Annotated in this window: 15 protein-coding genes, 1 tRNA gene and 1 pseudogene; 11 read left to right on the top strand and 6 right to left on the bottom strand. The window is 52.9% G+C overall.

Annotated elements, in window-relative coordinates; translation table 11 throughout:
* Positions 1 to 186: 186 nt before the first annotated feature.
* From xylF to M2407_RS23205, 6 genes are all read left to right on the top strand, one after another.
* Positions 187 to 1,182 (top strand): D-xylose ABC transporter substrate-binding protein, encoded by a 996-nt coding sequence (gene xylF / locus M2407_RS23230; protein ID WP_128864805.1) that lies wholly within the window; start codon positions 187 to 189, stop codon positions 1,180 to 1,182.
* 29 nt (positions 1,183 to 1,211) lie between these two features.
* Positions 1,212 to 2,753: a xylose ABC transporter ATP-binding protein gene (locus M2407_RS23225; protein WP_128864806.1), complete on the top strand. Its 1,542-nt coding sequence runs from the start codon at positions 1,212 to 1,214 to the stop codon at positions 2,751 to 2,753.
* Positions 2,731 to 3,915 (top strand): xylose ABC transporter permease XylH, encoded by a 1,185-nt coding sequence (xylH, locus tag M2407_RS23220; protein WP_020824694.1) that lies wholly within the window; start codon positions 2,731 to 2,733, stop codon positions 3,913 to 3,915. The genes M2407_RS23225 and xylH overlap by 23 nt, the downstream gene beginning before the upstream one ends.
* A 319-nt stretch (positions 3,916 to 4,234) precedes the next feature.
* Complete coding sequence (xylR, locus tag M2407_RS23215) at positions 4,235 to 5,413, top strand: D-xylose utilization transcriptional activator XylR (RefSeq protein WP_115057929.1); 1,179 nt, start codon at positions 4,235 to 4,237, stop codon at positions 5,411 to 5,413.
* 67 nt (positions 5,414 to 5,480) lie between these two features.
* On the top strand, positions 5,481 to 6,101 hold the full coding sequence (locus M2407_RS23210) for a nucleotidyltransferase domain-containing protein (protein WP_020824696.1): 621 nt from the start codon (positions 5,481 to 5,483) through the stop codon (positions 6,099 to 6,101).
* Positions 6,052 to 6,492 carry a hypothetical protein gene (locus M2407_RS23205; RefSeq protein ID WP_020824697.1) on the top strand — a complete coding sequence of 147 codons (441 nt, stop codon included), beginning with the start codon at positions 6,052 to 6,054 and terminating at the stop codon, positions 6,490 to 6,492. Before M2407_RS23210 ends, M2407_RS23205 begins: the two co-directional genes overlap by 50 nt.
* 5 nt (positions 6,493 to 6,497) lie before the next feature.
* On the opposite strand, the gene M2407_RS23200 is transcribed toward M2407_RS23205, so the two are convergent.
* Entirely contained in the window at positions 6,498 to 7,352 is an 855-nt protein-coding gene (locus M2407_RS23200) for a LysR family transcriptional regulator (protein ID WP_020824698.1), read from the bottom strand.
* A 126-nt stretch (positions 7,353 to 7,478) separates the two neighbouring features.
* Here M2407_RS23200 and M2407_RS23195 point away from each other — a divergent pair, with 126 nt between their 5' ends.
* The 4 genes from M2407_RS23195 to M2407_RS23180 all read left to right on the top strand — a co-directional run bounded on the left by M2407_RS23195 (position 7,479) and on the right by M2407_RS23180 (position 11,626).
* Positions 7,479 to 8,678, top strand: a complete 1,200-nt coding sequence (locus tag M2407_RS23195) for a cyanate transporter (protein ID WP_046374799.1) — start codon at positions 7,479 to 7,481, stop codon at positions 8,676 to 8,678.
* Between the two features lie 76 nt (positions 8,679 to 8,754).
* Positions 8,755 to 10,101, top strand: coding sequence for an esterase-like activity of phytase family protein (locus M2407_RS23190; RefSeq protein WP_259220021.1), 1,347 nt, complete (start codon positions 8,755 to 8,757; stop codon positions 10,099 to 10,101).
* A 102-nt stretch (positions 10,102 to 10,203) separates the two neighbouring features.
* Positions 10,204 to 10,298: transfer RNA gene (locus M2407_RS23185), tRNA-Sec, on the top strand.
* Between the two features lie 161 nt (positions 10,299 to 10,459).
* Positions 10,460 to 11,626 carry a phage integrase central domain-containing protein gene (locus M2407_RS23180; RefSeq protein ID WP_259220020.1) on the top strand — a complete coding sequence of 389 codons (1,167 nt, stop codon included), beginning with the start codon at positions 10,460 to 10,462 and terminating at the stop codon, positions 11,624 to 11,626.
* Positions 11,627 to 11,672: 46 nt separating this feature from the next.
* Here M2407_RS23180 and M2407_RS23175 read toward each other — a convergent pair whose 3' ends face one another.
* The 5 genes from M2407_RS23175 to M2407_RS23155 form a co-directional block, all read right to left on the bottom strand.
* The gene (locus tag M2407_RS23175) at positions 11,673 to 12,371 is read right to left on the bottom strand and encodes a hypothetical protein (protein WP_126336174.1); all 699 of its coding nucleotides are present in this window, start codon (positions 12,369 to 12,371) and stop codon (positions 11,673 to 11,675) included.
* Position 12,372: 1 nt separating this feature from the next.
* Positions 12,373 to 12,765: a hypothetical protein gene (locus tag M2407_RS23170; RefSeq protein ID WP_126336176.1), complete on the bottom strand. Its 393-nt coding sequence runs from the start codon at positions 12,763 to 12,765 to the stop codon at positions 12,373 to 12,375.
* 450 nt (positions 12,766 to 13,215) lie between these two features.
* Positions 13,216 to 13,779 (bottom strand): phage polarity suppression protein, encoded by a 564-nt coding sequence (locus M2407_RS23165; protein WP_259220019.1) that lies wholly within the window; start codon positions 13,777 to 13,779, stop codon positions 13,216 to 13,218.
* Between the two features lie 28 nt (positions 13,780 to 13,807).
* The gene (locus M2407_RS23160) at positions 13,808 to 14,026 is read right to left on the bottom strand and encodes an ogr/Delta-like zinc finger family protein (RefSeq protein ID WP_259220018.1); all 219 of its coding nucleotides are present in this window, start codon (positions 14,024 to 14,026) and stop codon (positions 13,808 to 13,810) included.
* Positions 14,027 to 14,028: 2 nt separating this feature from the next.
* Positions 14,029 to 14,769, bottom strand: coding sequence for a capsid protein (locus tag M2407_RS23155; RefSeq protein ID WP_259220017.1), 741 nt, complete (start codon positions 14,767 to 14,769; stop codon positions 14,029 to 14,031).
* Between M2407_RS23155 and M2407_RS23150 the strand changes: the two are divergent.
* Positions 14,705 to 15,412: pseudogene (locus M2407_RS23150) on the top strand (primase-like DNA-binding domain-containing protein); the annotation flags it as partial. The gene M2407_RS23155 and the pseudogene M2407_RS23150 overlap by 65 nt on opposite strands.
* Positions 15,413 to 15,885: the final 473 nt, after the last annotated feature.

Raw genomic sequence — 15,885 nt, 5'->3', positions numbered from 1 at the left:
TGAGCTGTTTTACAGCGTGAAAGCATGACCGCCATCATAAAAATAACATTAAACCAAAAATCGTAATTGGCCGGTAAAAATCAGTAATTGCCGAAGTATAAATAAGCGACAACAATCTGCTCGAAGCTGTGTAATCGGCCTATTTCAATTACCTTCCTTATGCTTTAAATAACAAAGGTATATAAGATGAAATTTAAACCTGTGTTCCTTTCTGTCTGCGCGCTGCTGGCGCTGGCCAGCCAACCGGCGCTCAGCAAAGAAGTCAAAATCGGCATGGCGATCGATGACCTGCGCCTGGAGCGCTGGCAAAAAGACCGCGATATCTTCGTCAGCAAAGCCAAGTCGCTGGGGGCAGACGTGTTTGTCCAATCCGCTAACGGCAATGAAGAAACCCAAATGGCGCAGATCGAAAATATGATCAACCGCGGCGTCGACGTGCTGGTGATTATTCCTTATAACGGCCAGGTGCTGAGCAACGTCATCAGCGAAGCCAAACGGGAAGGTATTAAGGTCCTGGCTTACGACCGCATGATCAATAACGCGGACATCGATTTCTACATCTCCTTTGATAATGAAAAGGTCGGCGAATTGCAGGCGCAAAGCCTGGTGCAGCGGGTACCGCAGGGCAATTATTTCCTGATGGGCGGCTCGCCGGTGGATAACAACGCCAAGCTGTTCCGCCAGGGACAGATGAAGGTGCTGCAACCGCTGATCGACGGCGGGAAAATCAAGGTTGTGGGCGATCAGTGGGTTGATGGATGGCTGCCGGAAAACGCATTGAAAATCATGGAAAATGCGCTGACCGCCAACAATAACAAGATTGACGCGGTGGTGGCTTCTAACGATGCCACCGCCGGTGGCGCAATTCAGGCGCTTGCCGCACAGGGCCTGGCGGGCAAAGTGGCCATTTCCGGCCAGGACGCCGATCTGGCGGCGGTGAAGCGTATCGTCGCTGGCACCCAGACCATGACGGTCTATAAGCCAATCAGCAAACTGGCCGATGAGGCTGCGGGCATTGCCGTGCAGCTGGGCAAGGGCGAACAGCCGAAAACCAACGCCAGCTTAAATAACGGCAGCAAAGAAGTGCCCTCCTGGTTATTAACGCCGATCCCGGTGGATAAAGCGAATATCGACAGCACTATTATTGCCGACGGTTTCCACAAAAAAGCCGACATTCAATAATTCCGAAAGCCGGTAATGTGGAGGGAATAATGCCCAACCTATTAGAAATGAAAAATATCACCATGCAGTTCGGTGCGGTTAAGGCGGTGGATAATGTCAGCCTGAAACTGGAAGCTGGCCAGGTATTATCGCTGTGTGGTGAGAACGGTTCGGGAAAATCCACCCTGATGAAAGTGCTGTGCGGAATATATCCACACGGCAGTTATCAGGGAGATATTTATTTCTCTGACGATTTATTGACGGCGAAAAATATTCGCGACACCGAGCAGAAAGGTATTGCCATCATTCACCAGGAGCTGGCGCTGGTAAAGCAGATGACGGTGCTGGAAAACATGTTTCTCGGCAATGAATGGCGCCGCTACGGGGTGATGGATTATGACGCCATGTACCTGCGCTGCCGACGTATGCTGGCGCAGGTCAAACTGGAGGTGGATCCCAATACGCCGATTGGCGAACTCGGGTTGGGGCAGCAGCAACTGGTGGAGATCGCCAAGGCGCTGAACAAACAGGTTCGGCTACTGGTATTGGATGAACCTACGGCTTCGCTGACGGAAAGTGAAACCGCCACGCTACTGGCGATCATCGGGGATCTGCGCGATCACGGTATTGCCTGTATCTACATTTCGCACAAGTTGAACGAGGTGAAGGCGATCTCGGATCTGATCTGCGTGATCCGCGATGGCAAGCACATCGGCACCGGTCCGGCGGCGGAAATGAGTGAGGACGACATTATCGCCATGATGGTGGGGCGAGAGCTGACCGAGCTGTATCCGCAACAACAGCATGAGATAGGCGAGGTGATCCTGCAGGTGGATAACCTGACCGCCTGGCATTCGGTTAACCGTCAGGTTCGCCGAGTGGACGATGTCTCTTTCAGCCTGCGGCGCGGCGAAATACTCGGCGTTGCCGGGCTGGTCGGCTCAGGGCGTACCGAAACCATGCAGTGCCTGTTCGGCGTCTACCCTGGTCGTTGGCAGGGCAGTATTACCCTCAATGGTCAGCCGGCCACCATCAACAACTGCCGTCAGGCGATGCGCTACGGCATAGCCATGGTACCGGAAGACCGCAAGCGTGATGGCATCGTCCCCGTGATGGGCGTCGGGGCCAATATGACGCTGGCGGCGCTGAGTGATTTCAGCGGCATGCTGACGGTGATCGACGACGCCCATGAACAGGCAACCATCCGCCAGTCGCTGGCGCAGCTGAGGGTGAAAACCTCCTCGCCAGAACTGGCCATCGCCCGCTTGAGCGGGGGTAATCAACAGAAGGCGATTCTGGCCAAGTGTCTGCTGTTGAAGCCGAAAATCCTGATTCTGGATGAGCCGACGCGCGGCATCGACATTGGTGCAAAACAAGAAATCTATAAATTAATCAATCAACTGGTACAGCAGGGGATTGCGGTGATCGTGGTTTCTTCCGAGTTGCCGGAAGTGCTGGGATTAAGCGATCGGGTGTTGGTGATGCACCAGGGGCGCATCAAGGCTTCGTTGATCAACCGCGGTTTGACCCAGGAACAGGTGATGGAAGCCGCTTTGAGGAGTGAAACAGATGTCGAAAAACACGCAGTCTGAAGCGTTGGTAGCGGCAAGGGTGGAGAAAAAAACGACGGTGAAGCTGAAATCCATCAATTTGCAGGTGTTTGTAATGTTGGCGGCGATAGTCGTCATTATGCTGTTCTTTACCTTTACCACCGAAGGGGCCTATCTCAGCGCGCGTAATATCTCCAACCTGCTGCGCCAGACGGCGATCACCGGCATTTTGGCAGTCGGAATGGTGTTCGTGATCGTTTCCGCGGAAATCGATCTGTCGGTCGGTTCGATGATGGGGCTGCTGGGCGGCGCGGCGGCGATTTTTGACGTCTGGTTCGGTTGGCCGTTGCCGCTGACCATCGTGGTGACGCTGGTGGCCGGTCTGCTGTTGGGGGCCTGGAACGGCTGGTGGGTTGCCTATCGCAAAGTCCCTTCGTTTATCGTCACTCTGGCGGGGATGTTGGCCTTTCGCGGCATCCTGATCGGTATCACCAATGGCACCACGGTGGCACCGACCAGCGGCGCCATGTCGCAAATCGGTCAGAGCTATTTACCGGGTGGGCTGGGTTTCGGTATCGGCGCGGTGGGGCTGATGCTGTTTGTGGCCTGGCAATGGCGGCGGCGCAGCCGACGCGTACAGCTGGGGTTGCCGGTAGCCACGCCGACCGGTGACGTAACCCGGCAGAGCATTTTGGCGCTGCTGGTACTCGGCGCAATCTATTTGCTCAACGACTATCGCGGGGTGCCTACGCCGGTGCTGATCCTGACCGCGCTGATGCTGGCGGGGATATTTATGGCCACCCGCACCGCCTTTGGCCGTCGGATTTACGCCATCGGCGGCAATATTGACGCTGCGCGCCTGTCGGGCGTCAACGTCGAGCGCACCAAACTGGCGGTGTTTGCCATCAACGGTCTGATGGTGGCGATTGCCGGTCTGATCCTCAGTTCGCGGCTGGGCGCCGGTTCGCCTTCTGCGGGCAATATTGCCGAGCTGGACGCCATCGCTGCCTGCGTGATTGGCGGCACCAGCCTGGCCGGAGGCATAGGCAGCGTGGCCGGGGCGGTGATGGGGGCGTTTATCATGGCCTCGCTGGATAACGGCATGAGCATGTTGGACGTGCCGACTTTCTGGCAGTACATCGTCAAGGGGGCCATTTTGCTGCTGGCGGTGTGGATGGATTCCGCCACCAAGCGCCGGGCATAAGAATATATCCTTCATACTTGAAGCTGCATCTGTGTTGGCTACACTCACTCACCCGAATCACTTACTTTAGTAAGTTCATCGGAATGAGTCCCTTTGCCGCCTTGATACGACTCCAATTATTTTGGATATAGCGCCCGCGGTCACAGTTATGAGGTGATGCTTGCTGCTCTCGCAGAGAATACCCTGTAGCTTTCAAGTTGCAGCCAGGCCACTCACTCGCCATCCCCAGACAGGGTAGGGGCGCTGCATGCTGCGCCCGCCTTAATCGGGGCGAATTTATTCGCCCCCTACCTTCACTGGGGGTTACTGGGGATACCGCATGTTCGAAAAGCGCTTTCGCATTACGTTGCTGTTCAACGCCAATAAAGTGTATGACCGCCAGGTGGTTGAGGGCGTTGGTGAGTATTTACAGGCTTCACAGTGCGATTGGGACATCTTTATCGAAGAGGATTTTCGTTGCCGCATCGACAACATCAAGGACTGGCTGGGCGATGGGGTGATTGCCGATTTCGACGACCGTGAAATCGAACATTTGCTGCATAACGTCAGGGTGCCGATCGTCGGTGTGGGCGGCTCTTATCATCGTGATGAGGATTACCCGCCGGTGCATTACATCGCCACGGATAATCAGGCGTTGGTTGAGGCGGCGTTCAGCCACCTGAAGGACAAGGGCATTAATCGCTTTGCCTTCTACGGCTTGCCGAGCGAAGGCGGTAAACGTTGGGCGCAAGAGCGTGAACATGCTTTCCGTCAGCGGGTGGCGCTGGAGCAGTATCAGGGCGTGGTCTATCAGGGCATGGCCACTGCGCCGGAGAATTGGCAATACGCCCAGAACCGGCTGGCGGACTGGGTACAGACGCTGCCGCAGCAGACCGGCATCATCGCCGTGACTGATGCCCGGGCACGCCATCTGCTGCAGGTTTGCGAACATCTGGATATTGCGGTGCCCGAAAAGCTGTGCGTCATCGGCATCGACAATGAAGAGCTGACGCGCTACCTGTCGCGGGTGGCGCTGTCTTCCGTGGCGCAGGGCACCCGCCAGATGGGCTACCGTGCCGCCAAGCTGCTGCATCAGTTGCTCGATCGTCGTGAGCTGCCGCTGCAACGTATTCTGGTGCCGCCGGTGAAGGTGATCGAGCGCCGTTCCACCGACTTTCGTTCGCTGCGTGATCCGGCGGTGATCCAGGCCATGCATTATATTCGCCATCACGCCTGTAAGGGTATCAAGGTCGAACAGGTGCTCGATGCGGTAGGGCTGTCGCGTTCCAATCTCGAAAAACGCTTCAGAGATGAAACCGGCGAAACCATCCACCATGTAATCCATCAGGAAAAGCTGGATCGGGCCTGTAACCTGTTAAAGGCAACTTCATTGACCATCAACGAGATTTCGCAGATGTGCGGCTACCCCTCACTGCAGTATTTTTACTCGGTATTCAAGAAGGGTTACGACATGACGCCGAAAGATTACCGCGAGCGTTACGGTGAGGTCGGGTATTAGTGCTTGCTTGTTTGATGTAGCTTTGTTGGCTACATTTGTAGCTAATAAGGCTACATAGAGAAGCACCATGTACGACTCTTTGCTCGATCTTTTATTCAGTGAATATCGACGAAAAGTGCTAAATCTGCTGCTAATGCAGCCGGAGCAGGCATTTCATGTCCGCGAAATTGCGCGTCGGACCGCAACTCAGGCCGGTACTCTACATAAAGAGTTGAGCAAGTTGGCGCTGGGCGGCATTCTGCTAAGACAGCCCCAAGGGAAGCAGATTTATTATCGCGCTAACCCCGACTGCCTGATTTTTGCAGAGTTGGTAGCGATTTTCCGCAAAACCTCTGGGGTGGCCGCACGTTTGCGGCAGGTATTATCCGAGCTTAATGCTGAGCTTGAGCTGGCGTTTATTTTTGGTTCGATCGCCAGTGGTAAAGCGACGGCAGACAGTGACATAGACGTCCTGATCGTCGGTCACTTGTCTTTTTCTGAGGTGATCAACGCGTTTTACCCGTTACAGCAGGAACTGGGTCGAGAAATTAACCCCAAGCTGTACTCGCCGGCAGAGTGGCAAATGGCTTTGGCGGAAAACTCAGCCTTTATTCAGGATATTATGAGTAAGCCCCAGCTAAGGATTTTGGGAGGCAAGGATGACGTTAGACAACCTGATAGGTCTTGGCCTGGAGGCGATACAACCTGACGCGGGCGCCATCAGAAAATTACTCTCCGCCGCTGCGCGTAACCAGCATGATGCCAGCATCACTTTGCTTAGCAATGAAACACGTTTTGATGCGGCCTATAAAGCGGTTATGCAAATTGCCAATGCTGCTCTGCAGGCGGAAGGTTTTCGGACTTCGACAAATAAACCTGGTCATCATCAGCTAATGATTCAATCGTTGCCGCTTACCCTGGGTATCTCGCGTGAAGCAATGATCTGTCTGGATGCTTTGCGAAAACAACGCAATATCGCTGATTACTCAGGTGATTTAGTGACGGATGCAGCAGTGTACACCTGCCTGGAACAAGCCGAGGCACTGTGGTTGGCGATTAATGATTGGTTGTCACTCAAACATCCGCATCTTTTGGAATAGCCTGTTCACACCAATCCGCAAAACGCCTTCAGCCGTTCAGCCAGTGCCGGGGTGGCGGCGGGGGCACCGTCGCGGTAATACAGCGCCAGTTCGATGCTGTCGATCGGCGGTAACCCTTCGGCGATGCCGAGCACCCGGTGGCTGGGCAAGCGACAGCTCGCTGGCAACAGCGTGACGCCCAACCCGGCGGCGGATGCGGCGGTGAGAGCCGCCAGACTGGCACTGCTGTAGCCGATGCGCCAGCGCTTGCCAAGGTTATCCAACGCCTGGCACAGGTCATCGCGGTACAGGCCATTTAGCGGGAACACCGCCAGCGGTACCGGGGATTGTTCGATGGCCGGAAAGGCCAGGCTATCCAGCCACAGTAGCGGCTCCGGCCTGGCGGCGCGCGGAGGTTGACTACGACGCTGTTTCACCAGGATCAGGTCCAGTTCTTCACGGGCATAGGCGCTGTGCAGATCGGCGCTCAGGCCGCTGGTGACGTCCAGCCGCAGGTGCGGGTGCGCCCGGCTGAATTCCGCCAGCAGTTCCGTAGTCGGTGCCGCGAAATCCTCCGGCATCCCCAACCGCAGTACGCCGTCGCGCCAGATACCGGTCAGGGCGTCGTGTGCCTCTTCATTCAGCGCGATGATCCGCCGCGCATAGCTCAACAGTTTGACGCCTTCCTCGGTCAGCAATACCTGATGAGAGGAGCGCTCAAATAGCGGTTTACCGAGCATCTCCTCCAACCGACGCACCTGCTGGCTGACGGTGGACTGCGATAAAAATACCCGGTCCGCGGCGCGGGTGAAGCTACCGCTGTCGCACACGGCGACAAAGCTGAGCAATAACTGCGGATTGAACATCGGGTAGCGATTCATTTTCCCACTGCTGGCTATTTTATTATTTAATTTCCCAATACTAGCGGCGTTGCCTAGAGTAATGCAACGCTGCGGCGTACAGGTTGTGACGTCGCACTCTTCACCCCGGAAGTTCAGGAATAGACCGTGTTAAATCATTTTATTGCTCCCCCTTTCTTACGCCGCTGGTTCAATCCCCTGCTGTGGGTACTGGTGCTGATTGGCTTGAATATGCGGCCGTTGCTGACGTCTATTGGCCCGTTGTTGCCGACGCTGCGCCAGGCTACCGGGCTGAGTTTTGGCGGCGCGGCCCTGCTGACCACCTTGCCGGTGTTGATGATGGGGCTGATGGCGTTGGCTGGCGGTGCCATCAACCGTTTGTTCAGTGAACGCACCAGCGTTGTCCTGAGTTTGCTGGCCATTGGCCTGGGTGCTGCCTGGCGCGAGCTGGCACCGGGCAGCACGCAGTTGATGTTGAGCGCGGTGCTGGGCGGGCTGGGAATTGGCGTTATCCAGGCGGTGATGCCCGGTATTATCAAGCATCATTTTCTCAAGCAGATGGCGTTGGTGGCCGGGCTGTGGTCGGCGGCGCTGATGGGCGGCGGTGGGCTGGGGGCGGCGATTACTCCTTGGCTGATGAGTGTTGGCCATGACTGGCATAGCGCGCTGGCCTGGTGGGCAGCGCCGGCGCTGGTGGCGTTGATCGCCTGGTGGCCCGTCAGCCGAGGTTTGGCACGCCTGACGCCATCCGGTACTGCTCGCGGACCGAGCTTATGGTGCAGCCGTCGCGCCTGGTTGCTCGGTGCCTATTTCGGTTTGATTAATGGCGGCTACACCAGCCTGATCGCCTGGCTCCCCCCTTATTACATGCAGCTCGGCTGGCAGCCGCAGGCCAGCGGATCGCTATTGGCGCTGATGACCTTCGGCCAGGTCGTGGGGGCGCTGCTGTTGCCCGCCTTGGCGCGCGCTACGGACCGCCGTCCGCTGTTGTTGCTGGCGCTGATCATGCAGTTGGCAGGTTTCATCGGCCTTATCTACCTGCCGCAAACGCTGCCTTGGCTGTGGGTACTGCTATCCGGCCTGGGGCTGGGCGGTGCATTCCCGCTGTGCCTGGTGCTGGCGCTCGACCATATTCCGCACCCGGCGGCGGCGGGGCGACTGGTGGCATTTATGCAGGGTATCGGCTTCCTGCTGGCGGGTACGACGCCGTACATTTCCGGCCTGTTGCGTGATTACAGCGGTGGTTTTGTGCTCGATTGGCAAATTCACGCACTGCTGGTGGTGGTGCTTATCGCCATCACCTGGTGCTTCCACCCGCGCAGCTACCGGCGAGCGTTCGCCGAATAATATTTCTGTCATTGCGGCTCCCTATAGTGACGTTGCTTTTACTTCTGGGCGATAACAACAAAAAGGGAACCATGACATGCACATCACCAAAACTCGTCTGGCGCTGTTGGCTGGCTGTATGGCGCTGAGCGGTAACCTGTGGGCTGACGCCCAACCGGTGTCTGCGACGCTGGCCGGGCATGCGATACTGGCGGTAAAATCCAGTATTGCGGCGCCACAGGATGCTCCCACCGATTTGCAACAAAGCGGTAAGTACACCAGCGGCAAACGCGTGACGGAACTGGGCAGCGTGGCGGGAAAATCCGCCGATCGCATGACCGGTATCGGCCTGCCGATCGCGGGCCAACCCCTTCAGGGCCATTCCGGTATCAAGCACATGCCCGACGGCACCTACTGGGTGTTGACCGACAACGGCTTCGGCAGCAAAGCCAACTCACCGGATGCGATGCTGTACCTCAATCACTACAAAATCGACTTTGACAACGGCACGGTGACGCCGCTGAAAACGCTATTCCTGCACGATCCTGACCAGAAAGTGCCGTTCCATATCGTCAATGAGAGCACCGACCAGCGTTACCTGACCGGTAGCGACTTCGACCCGGAAAGCTTCCAGTTCGCCGACAATGCCCTGTGGATCGGCGATGAATTCGGCCCTTACCTGATCAAGGCCGATCTGGACGGTAAGGTGTTGGCGGTGTTCGACACCAAGGTGGACGGTAAGGTAGTCAAATCGCCGGATAACCCGACGCTGACCCTACCGGGTGCACCGGATGGCAAACAGAACTTCCAGGTGGCGCGTTCCAAGGGTTTTGAGGGCATGGCGGCATCACCGGACGGCAGCAAGCTGTACCCGTTGCTTGAGGGCGCGCTGTGGGATGGCGAAAAGTTTGAAAACCGCGATGGAAAACGTTACCTGCGGGTGCTGGAATTTGACGTGAAACAGCAGGCCTGGACTGGCCGCAGCTGGCAGTACGTGCTGGAAGACAACCAGAACGCCATCGGCGATTTCAATATGATCGACGCTACCCATGGTCTGGTGATTGAGCGTGATAATGGCGAAGGTACGCCGGACAAAGCTTGCGCGGCGGGTGCGCCAACCGACAACTGCTTCAGCCAGGTGGCGAAGTTCAAGCGGGTATATAAAATCGCTTTTTCTGATGCCAACGTCGGCAAACCGGTCGATAAACTGGCTTATATCGACCTGTTGAACATTCAGGACCCGAACAAGTTGGCGCGCAAACCGCTGAACAACGGTGTGCTGACCTTCCCGTTCTTCACCATTGAAAACGTCGACGTGGTGGACGGCAGTCATATTATTGTCGGTAACGACAATAACTTCCCGTTCTCCTCCAGCCGCCAGCCGAATGTGGCGGATGACAATGAATTTATCCTGCTGGACGTCAAAGATCTGTTGAAGCCGTAATTCTGCCGGCCTCCGGCATTGTTCCCGGGGGCCGCCGCTATTTCCCTCTTAGCGCTAAGGATAAACTGCGCTATAATCAGGCTCTTGCTTCTGACTCCCGAAGGAAGATCCTCGTCCCCGGTGGGGCGGCCGGACTTCAAATCCGGTTGGGGCCGCCAGCGGTCCTGGGCAGGTTCGACTCCTGTGATCTTCCGCCAAAGTTTCTCCGCCACCATCCGAAAACGTCTAAAAATCCTTTATTTTCAACGCAATTATTAAATCACTCATCCGTAACCGTCCGACAAATTCTCCCTGAATCCATGAAAAATATGTATAGTGATGTGTATAGATTTTTTATACATATTTTTGACTTATACACATGGCACTAACAGACATACAAATTAAACGAGCAAAGCCCCAAGACAAGCCATACACATTGAACGATGGGCAAGGCCTGTCATTGCTTATCAATCCCGACGGCTCGAAGGGCTGGCGCTTCCGCTTTCGTTTTGCCGGTAAAGCGCGGCTAATGTCATTTGGCAGCTACAACCTTGTGAGCCTCGCAGAAGCACGTGAGAAACGCGATACGGCCCGTAAGCAGGTCGCAAATGGCATTGATCCAGTCGAAGAACGTAAAGCCCAAAAGCTGGCACAGCAACTCTCAACAGAGAACTCATTCGAAGCCATATGTCGAGAATGGCACGCCAACAAAGCTGACCGCTGGACAGTGGCCTATCGCGAAGAAATCATTAAGACATTCGAGCAAGATGTGTTCCCGTTCATTGGTAAACGTCCTATCAGTGAAATCAAACCGTTAGAACTACTTGAAGTATTGCGACGAATAGAAAAGCGTGGAGCACTAGAGAAGACCAGAAAAGTGCGCCAAAGATGCGGCGAGGTCTATCGCTATGCGATCATAACTGGCCGCGCTGAATACAATCCTGCACCTGATTTAGCTATCGCGCTGGCAGTTCCTAAGCAAAAACATCATCCATTTTTATCTGCCGAAGAATTGCCTCATTTTATTCGGGATCTCGAAGCCTACACCGGCAGTATCATCACTAAAAATGCTACAAAGATAGTCATTCTTACTGGTGTAAGAACTCAGGAGATGCGCTTTGCTTCGTGGGAAGAAGTAGACCTTGAAAAGGGGATATGGGAAATCCCTGCAGAAAGGATGAAAATGCGCAGACCTCACATAGTGCCGCTTACTACTCAGGTAATCGATCTCTTCAAGCAACTCAAGCCTATTACTGGCCACTACCCTTATATTTTTATTGGCAGAAATAACCGTAGTAAGCCGATCTCAAAGGAAAGTGTTTCACAGGTGATTGAGCTACTGGGTTATAAAGGCCGCGCTACAGGTCACGGTTTCAGACACACAATGTCGACAATCCTACATGAACAAGGGTTTGATAGTGCATGGATTGAGATGCAGTTAGCGCATGTAGATAAAAACAGCATCCGTGGCACTTACAACCATGCTCAATATTTAGAAAATAGGAGAGTGATGCTTCAGTTTTATGCAGATAATATTTACCCCTAAGAAGTAACTAGCCCTTAGTTATATTTTATTAACTAAGGGCTTTTAGCTAAATACTCGAAACCAAATAAGGGAGAAGTTTATCTTTTAATTCACTTTTGTGAGTATAAAACAAAATCCTTTGCGTTTTCATATCAAAGGGCACTTGAGATAAATCCGAAGAAATTAGTATTGTTTTTTTACCTAACGCATGAGCAATACCTAATTCATAGAATACATTTGCATTTCGCCCATCAATATTTGCAATTATTATTTTTGATTCAAGTAGCAATTGAACAATATGCGACAAAATGTTCCCTGTTTTAATTTCCTCATCACCTCTTGTACACGGAATTCCTGTAGAAGACACAATACTTTTGACATCCTCATAAATATCATCAAAAACCTCATTGAAGGGCGTTAAGACAAAAACTTGCCTTTTTTCAACAATTTCGTTTTTGTTAATGCCTAAGTTTTTGAAAAAATCGTCATCAGAGTCTTTACGAGAAGCGTTTTTATATTGCGATTCTACTAAAAGATGATTGATATCCTCCCATCGCTTCTCATTACTCATCATTTGTTTGTTCAATGAATATATTTGCTTTTCGTATGACTCTCTCATCATTTCTATATAAGCTTGTTTTCTGTATTCATCGTAACTATCATTTTTACTCTTTGAGATGATTTTTATTAATAGAGAAAATACAAGAGCTAAAGTAGAAACCAAAGCCATAGCAATTGTAACAATCAATAGTGTATTTTGTGACATTTTATACTCCTGCGACCATCACAATTGAAAATATAGCATAACTAACTGCTAGAGCATAATTTCCAATGGAACAAAGCCCCAATGCAAACCAGCATTCTTTGTTGAAGAGAATGCAACAACCACGCCATATTGCAATGACTATCAAAGTAATAAATAACGCTAAAGCAAAAAAGGCTATACCATCAGAATGTTGTTTGCCATTTACCCCTACTGTTATGGAATAGCTAATAAACATGGCTACGCTTAATAACGAAATAGAAACAGGGAGTTCAATTAATGCCTTAAGGTAATCCGGAGCTTTAGGTACATTTACCACCCATAACTTCAAGAGAAAAGTCAAACCCAACATTGTTACTGGCATTATTATTTTTAAATTAGAGCCTACGATTTCCATATTTGAAATTATTAACATTCGTTTAAAGGGGGTTAAAATATAACTCAAGTATGTCTTTTAGTCTATGACGGAAGCTATAGGCACTTCACATAATTTTTATCCACCACAACCTGCTTTAAGCCTTCGACACAGGAATGCTGGCCGGAAGTTTACCCCACCTCAATCGTTCTTAGATGACTAACACTAAGAGAACATTTTCAGCGAAACCTGATATTCAGGTTCTAATACAGAAAATTAAATGGAACACGCCGCGCGCGCAATGCTCTCCCCGCCACGCCTGCCCGCTTAAGAGGTCGCTTTTAATGCAGGTGCATTAACGGCCTCAGGGCTCGCCAGTGCTGGCTTTGGCGGGACATTATGTGTCGGCAAAACGAATGCAAAACCATGCACCTTAGGATGCATGGCTTTTTTACAGAAAAATGGCAGGATTTTCGGGAATTATTGAGCGGCCTACTGTGCAGCCAGTTCTGCGCGCTGGCGAGTGAAATTCAGGTTCTGTGCGGGCGTGAATTTTTCACGATTATCATCGCGTGAAGCCCCGTCAGGCCTGAATCCGATGGCTGTTAAAATGTCATTATCCTGCGCAGAATAATTAATTTTTTCACCGGCGACCAGCCAGACATTTAGTGCCTCGCGCAGATAGTCGACCGAGTGCTGCATGGCGCAGTTTCTGACGGCGGGATGCTGACTGCTATAGCCCATTAATTCAGGCGCGAGCGCTGCGGCCAGCTCCGCCCCGTGCACCTGCATAAAATCATTCAGCCGGTTACGGATGCTGATACGCTGCACCTCCTCATGCGACCGGATGTAGCGCCCGGCAGCCTGATTAATTTCCCATTTTTTCACGTCGATAATTTCACGCAGCATTTGCAGGCTCCGGCCGCTGAGACTGTTACCGTCAAGCTGTTCGCGGTAGGCCTGTTCAGCCTGCGTCAGTTCTTCCCTGCGTTGCAGCCAGGCGGATTTGTTTGCATGACAGGCTTCAAAGGCTTTCTGTAGCGTCAGTGTGGTCACGTAAGTTTCTCCTGTTGACTGGTCATGCTTAAGCGCCAGCACGGTTAACGTTGGCCGCCGGTTCGGATGCAGGGATGACCGGCTCTGTCGGCGGTGAACAGATAATCCCGTCAACGGATTCAAGCGTGCGGAAAGTTGCCGAGCATTCGATATTCACGCACTGGTGATAGCGTTGCTTGACGTTCTCAGACAGATAACGACTGGTGCGGGCGTGCGCACTGGTTTTGCAGAACGGACAGTGAAACATACTTATGCCCCCGCTTTAGTTCCGTCATGTTCAGCCAGCTTTTTGGCGAGCATGTTTCGCTTGAGTGGACTGCGTAACAGCTCCATATCCACGCCGGTAATTTGCGGCCGCTGCATACCCGTCACGGATAAGACTGGCTCCAGTTTCATATCGAAGTGATAAAAACTGCCCTGACGATTGAGGGCATCACGCAGTTCACCGATGGCCACAGATTGCGGTGCGCGCTCCCCATTCATTTCCAGGGCACGAATGCGCAGCAGGAAAGCGCGGATGAGCGCGACGGGAACAGCATTGATGGCCTTAACCCATTCCGCCCCGGCGTAAGCGGTAAAAGCTTCGCCATGTGCAGAGCGAAATTTATTGCCGGTGGTGCAGGCATTCAGCATGGCACGACTCCGGTCAGTCTCCAGCTCCGCAATCAGGCCGGTGAATTCGTCGGCCAGCTCCCGACTGGCGATACGCTTGCTGTGTTCCGCTTTCATTTCAGGAGTGAGATTACCGCGCAGGGTACGGAAGCGACTACGCCAGTCCTGTTCCGCCTCTGCGCTCTCATTGAGAGCGGTCTGTCGCTCCTGCTTACAGCGTTCAATTGATGTATCAATCTCTTTCAGCTTTTCCATGCTGGCTGCATGGGTGTCTCTGGCCGCAGTGAATACGGTCAGTTTAGCGGTGATGTGCTTCTCGCTGATACGCCTGCCTGACCAGGAGAAATGGAGCGGGGATGGCGCGGGACTTAAGGCCATCACCGGCGGCGATGCCGTGTCGGTCGACCCGAAATACCGCGACGCCTATTCGGCTTATATCCCGGCGGTAATTCTGGCCGTGAACAATAACCCGATGCGCTTCACCGACCGCAGCGGCGGCGTATCCCGTCGCCGTGTCATTATTCATTTCCCGGAGCAAATCGCCCCGGAGGAGCGCGACCCGCAACTTAAGGACAAAATCGCCCGTGAGCTGGCCGTCATTGTGCGCCAGCTTATGCAGCAGTTCAGCGACCCGATGACCGCTCGCACGCTGCTACAGTCACAGCAGAACTCTGACGAGGCACTCAGCATCAAGCGCGACGCTGATCCGACGTTCGATTTTTGCGGCTATCTGGAAGCGCTGCCGCAAACGAACGGGATGTTTATGGGGAACGCTAATATTATCCCGCGACAGCCGCGTAACTACCTCTATCATGCCTATCTGGTGTATATGGAGGCCAACGGCTACAAGCATGTGCTGAGCCTGAAAATGTTCGGGCTGGGGCTACCGATGATGCTCAAAGAGTACGGGCTGAATTATGAGAAGCGGCACACCAAGCAGGGGACACAGACCAACCTGACGCTCAGGGAGGACAGCAACGGCGACTGGCTGCCGAAGTGCGATGAATCCATAGCGACATAACCTACCTCAGACCGGCAACCGCCGGTCTTTTTATACCTGACTGTCCCGCGAGGTGAACAATCGACTGTTCACCCTTCACCATCTGTTAACCACTTAACACCATGAAATTACTGTATAAAAATGGAAGGTGAACAGAGTGAACAGTAAAACCCAAAAAAACTTTATACCTCCCCTCTTTGCCTGACCCGGCGCAAGCTGAGCGCGCAAAAATCACAAAGGTGAGCAGAGTGAATAGTTAACGTGGGAAAAGTTCTCTTAAGACCATAAAATCAATTCAAGTACATATAACAATTAATTATCAGTTAGTTAACATACAATAAAATCAAAGTAGAGATATTTGGTGTTCAAACTTTTTCTACTCCAGCGCCTGGAGAAAAGAAAATCACTTCACATCAATGGCTTTCCTCTTGAATCCTCTTGACATTTATGAGAGCGTTACAGAGCCAAACCTAGCATTTTATGGGTTAATAGCC

The organism is Serratia sp. BIGb0234, from assembly GCF_024809915.1.
GTDB classification, from domain to species: Bacteria; Pseudomonadota; Gammaproteobacteria; order Enterobacterales; family Enterobacteriaceae; genus Serratia; species Serratia liquefaciens.
Note: the sequence above shows the minus strand (reverse complement) of the source record. Positions and strands in the feature narration are given on the sequence as shown.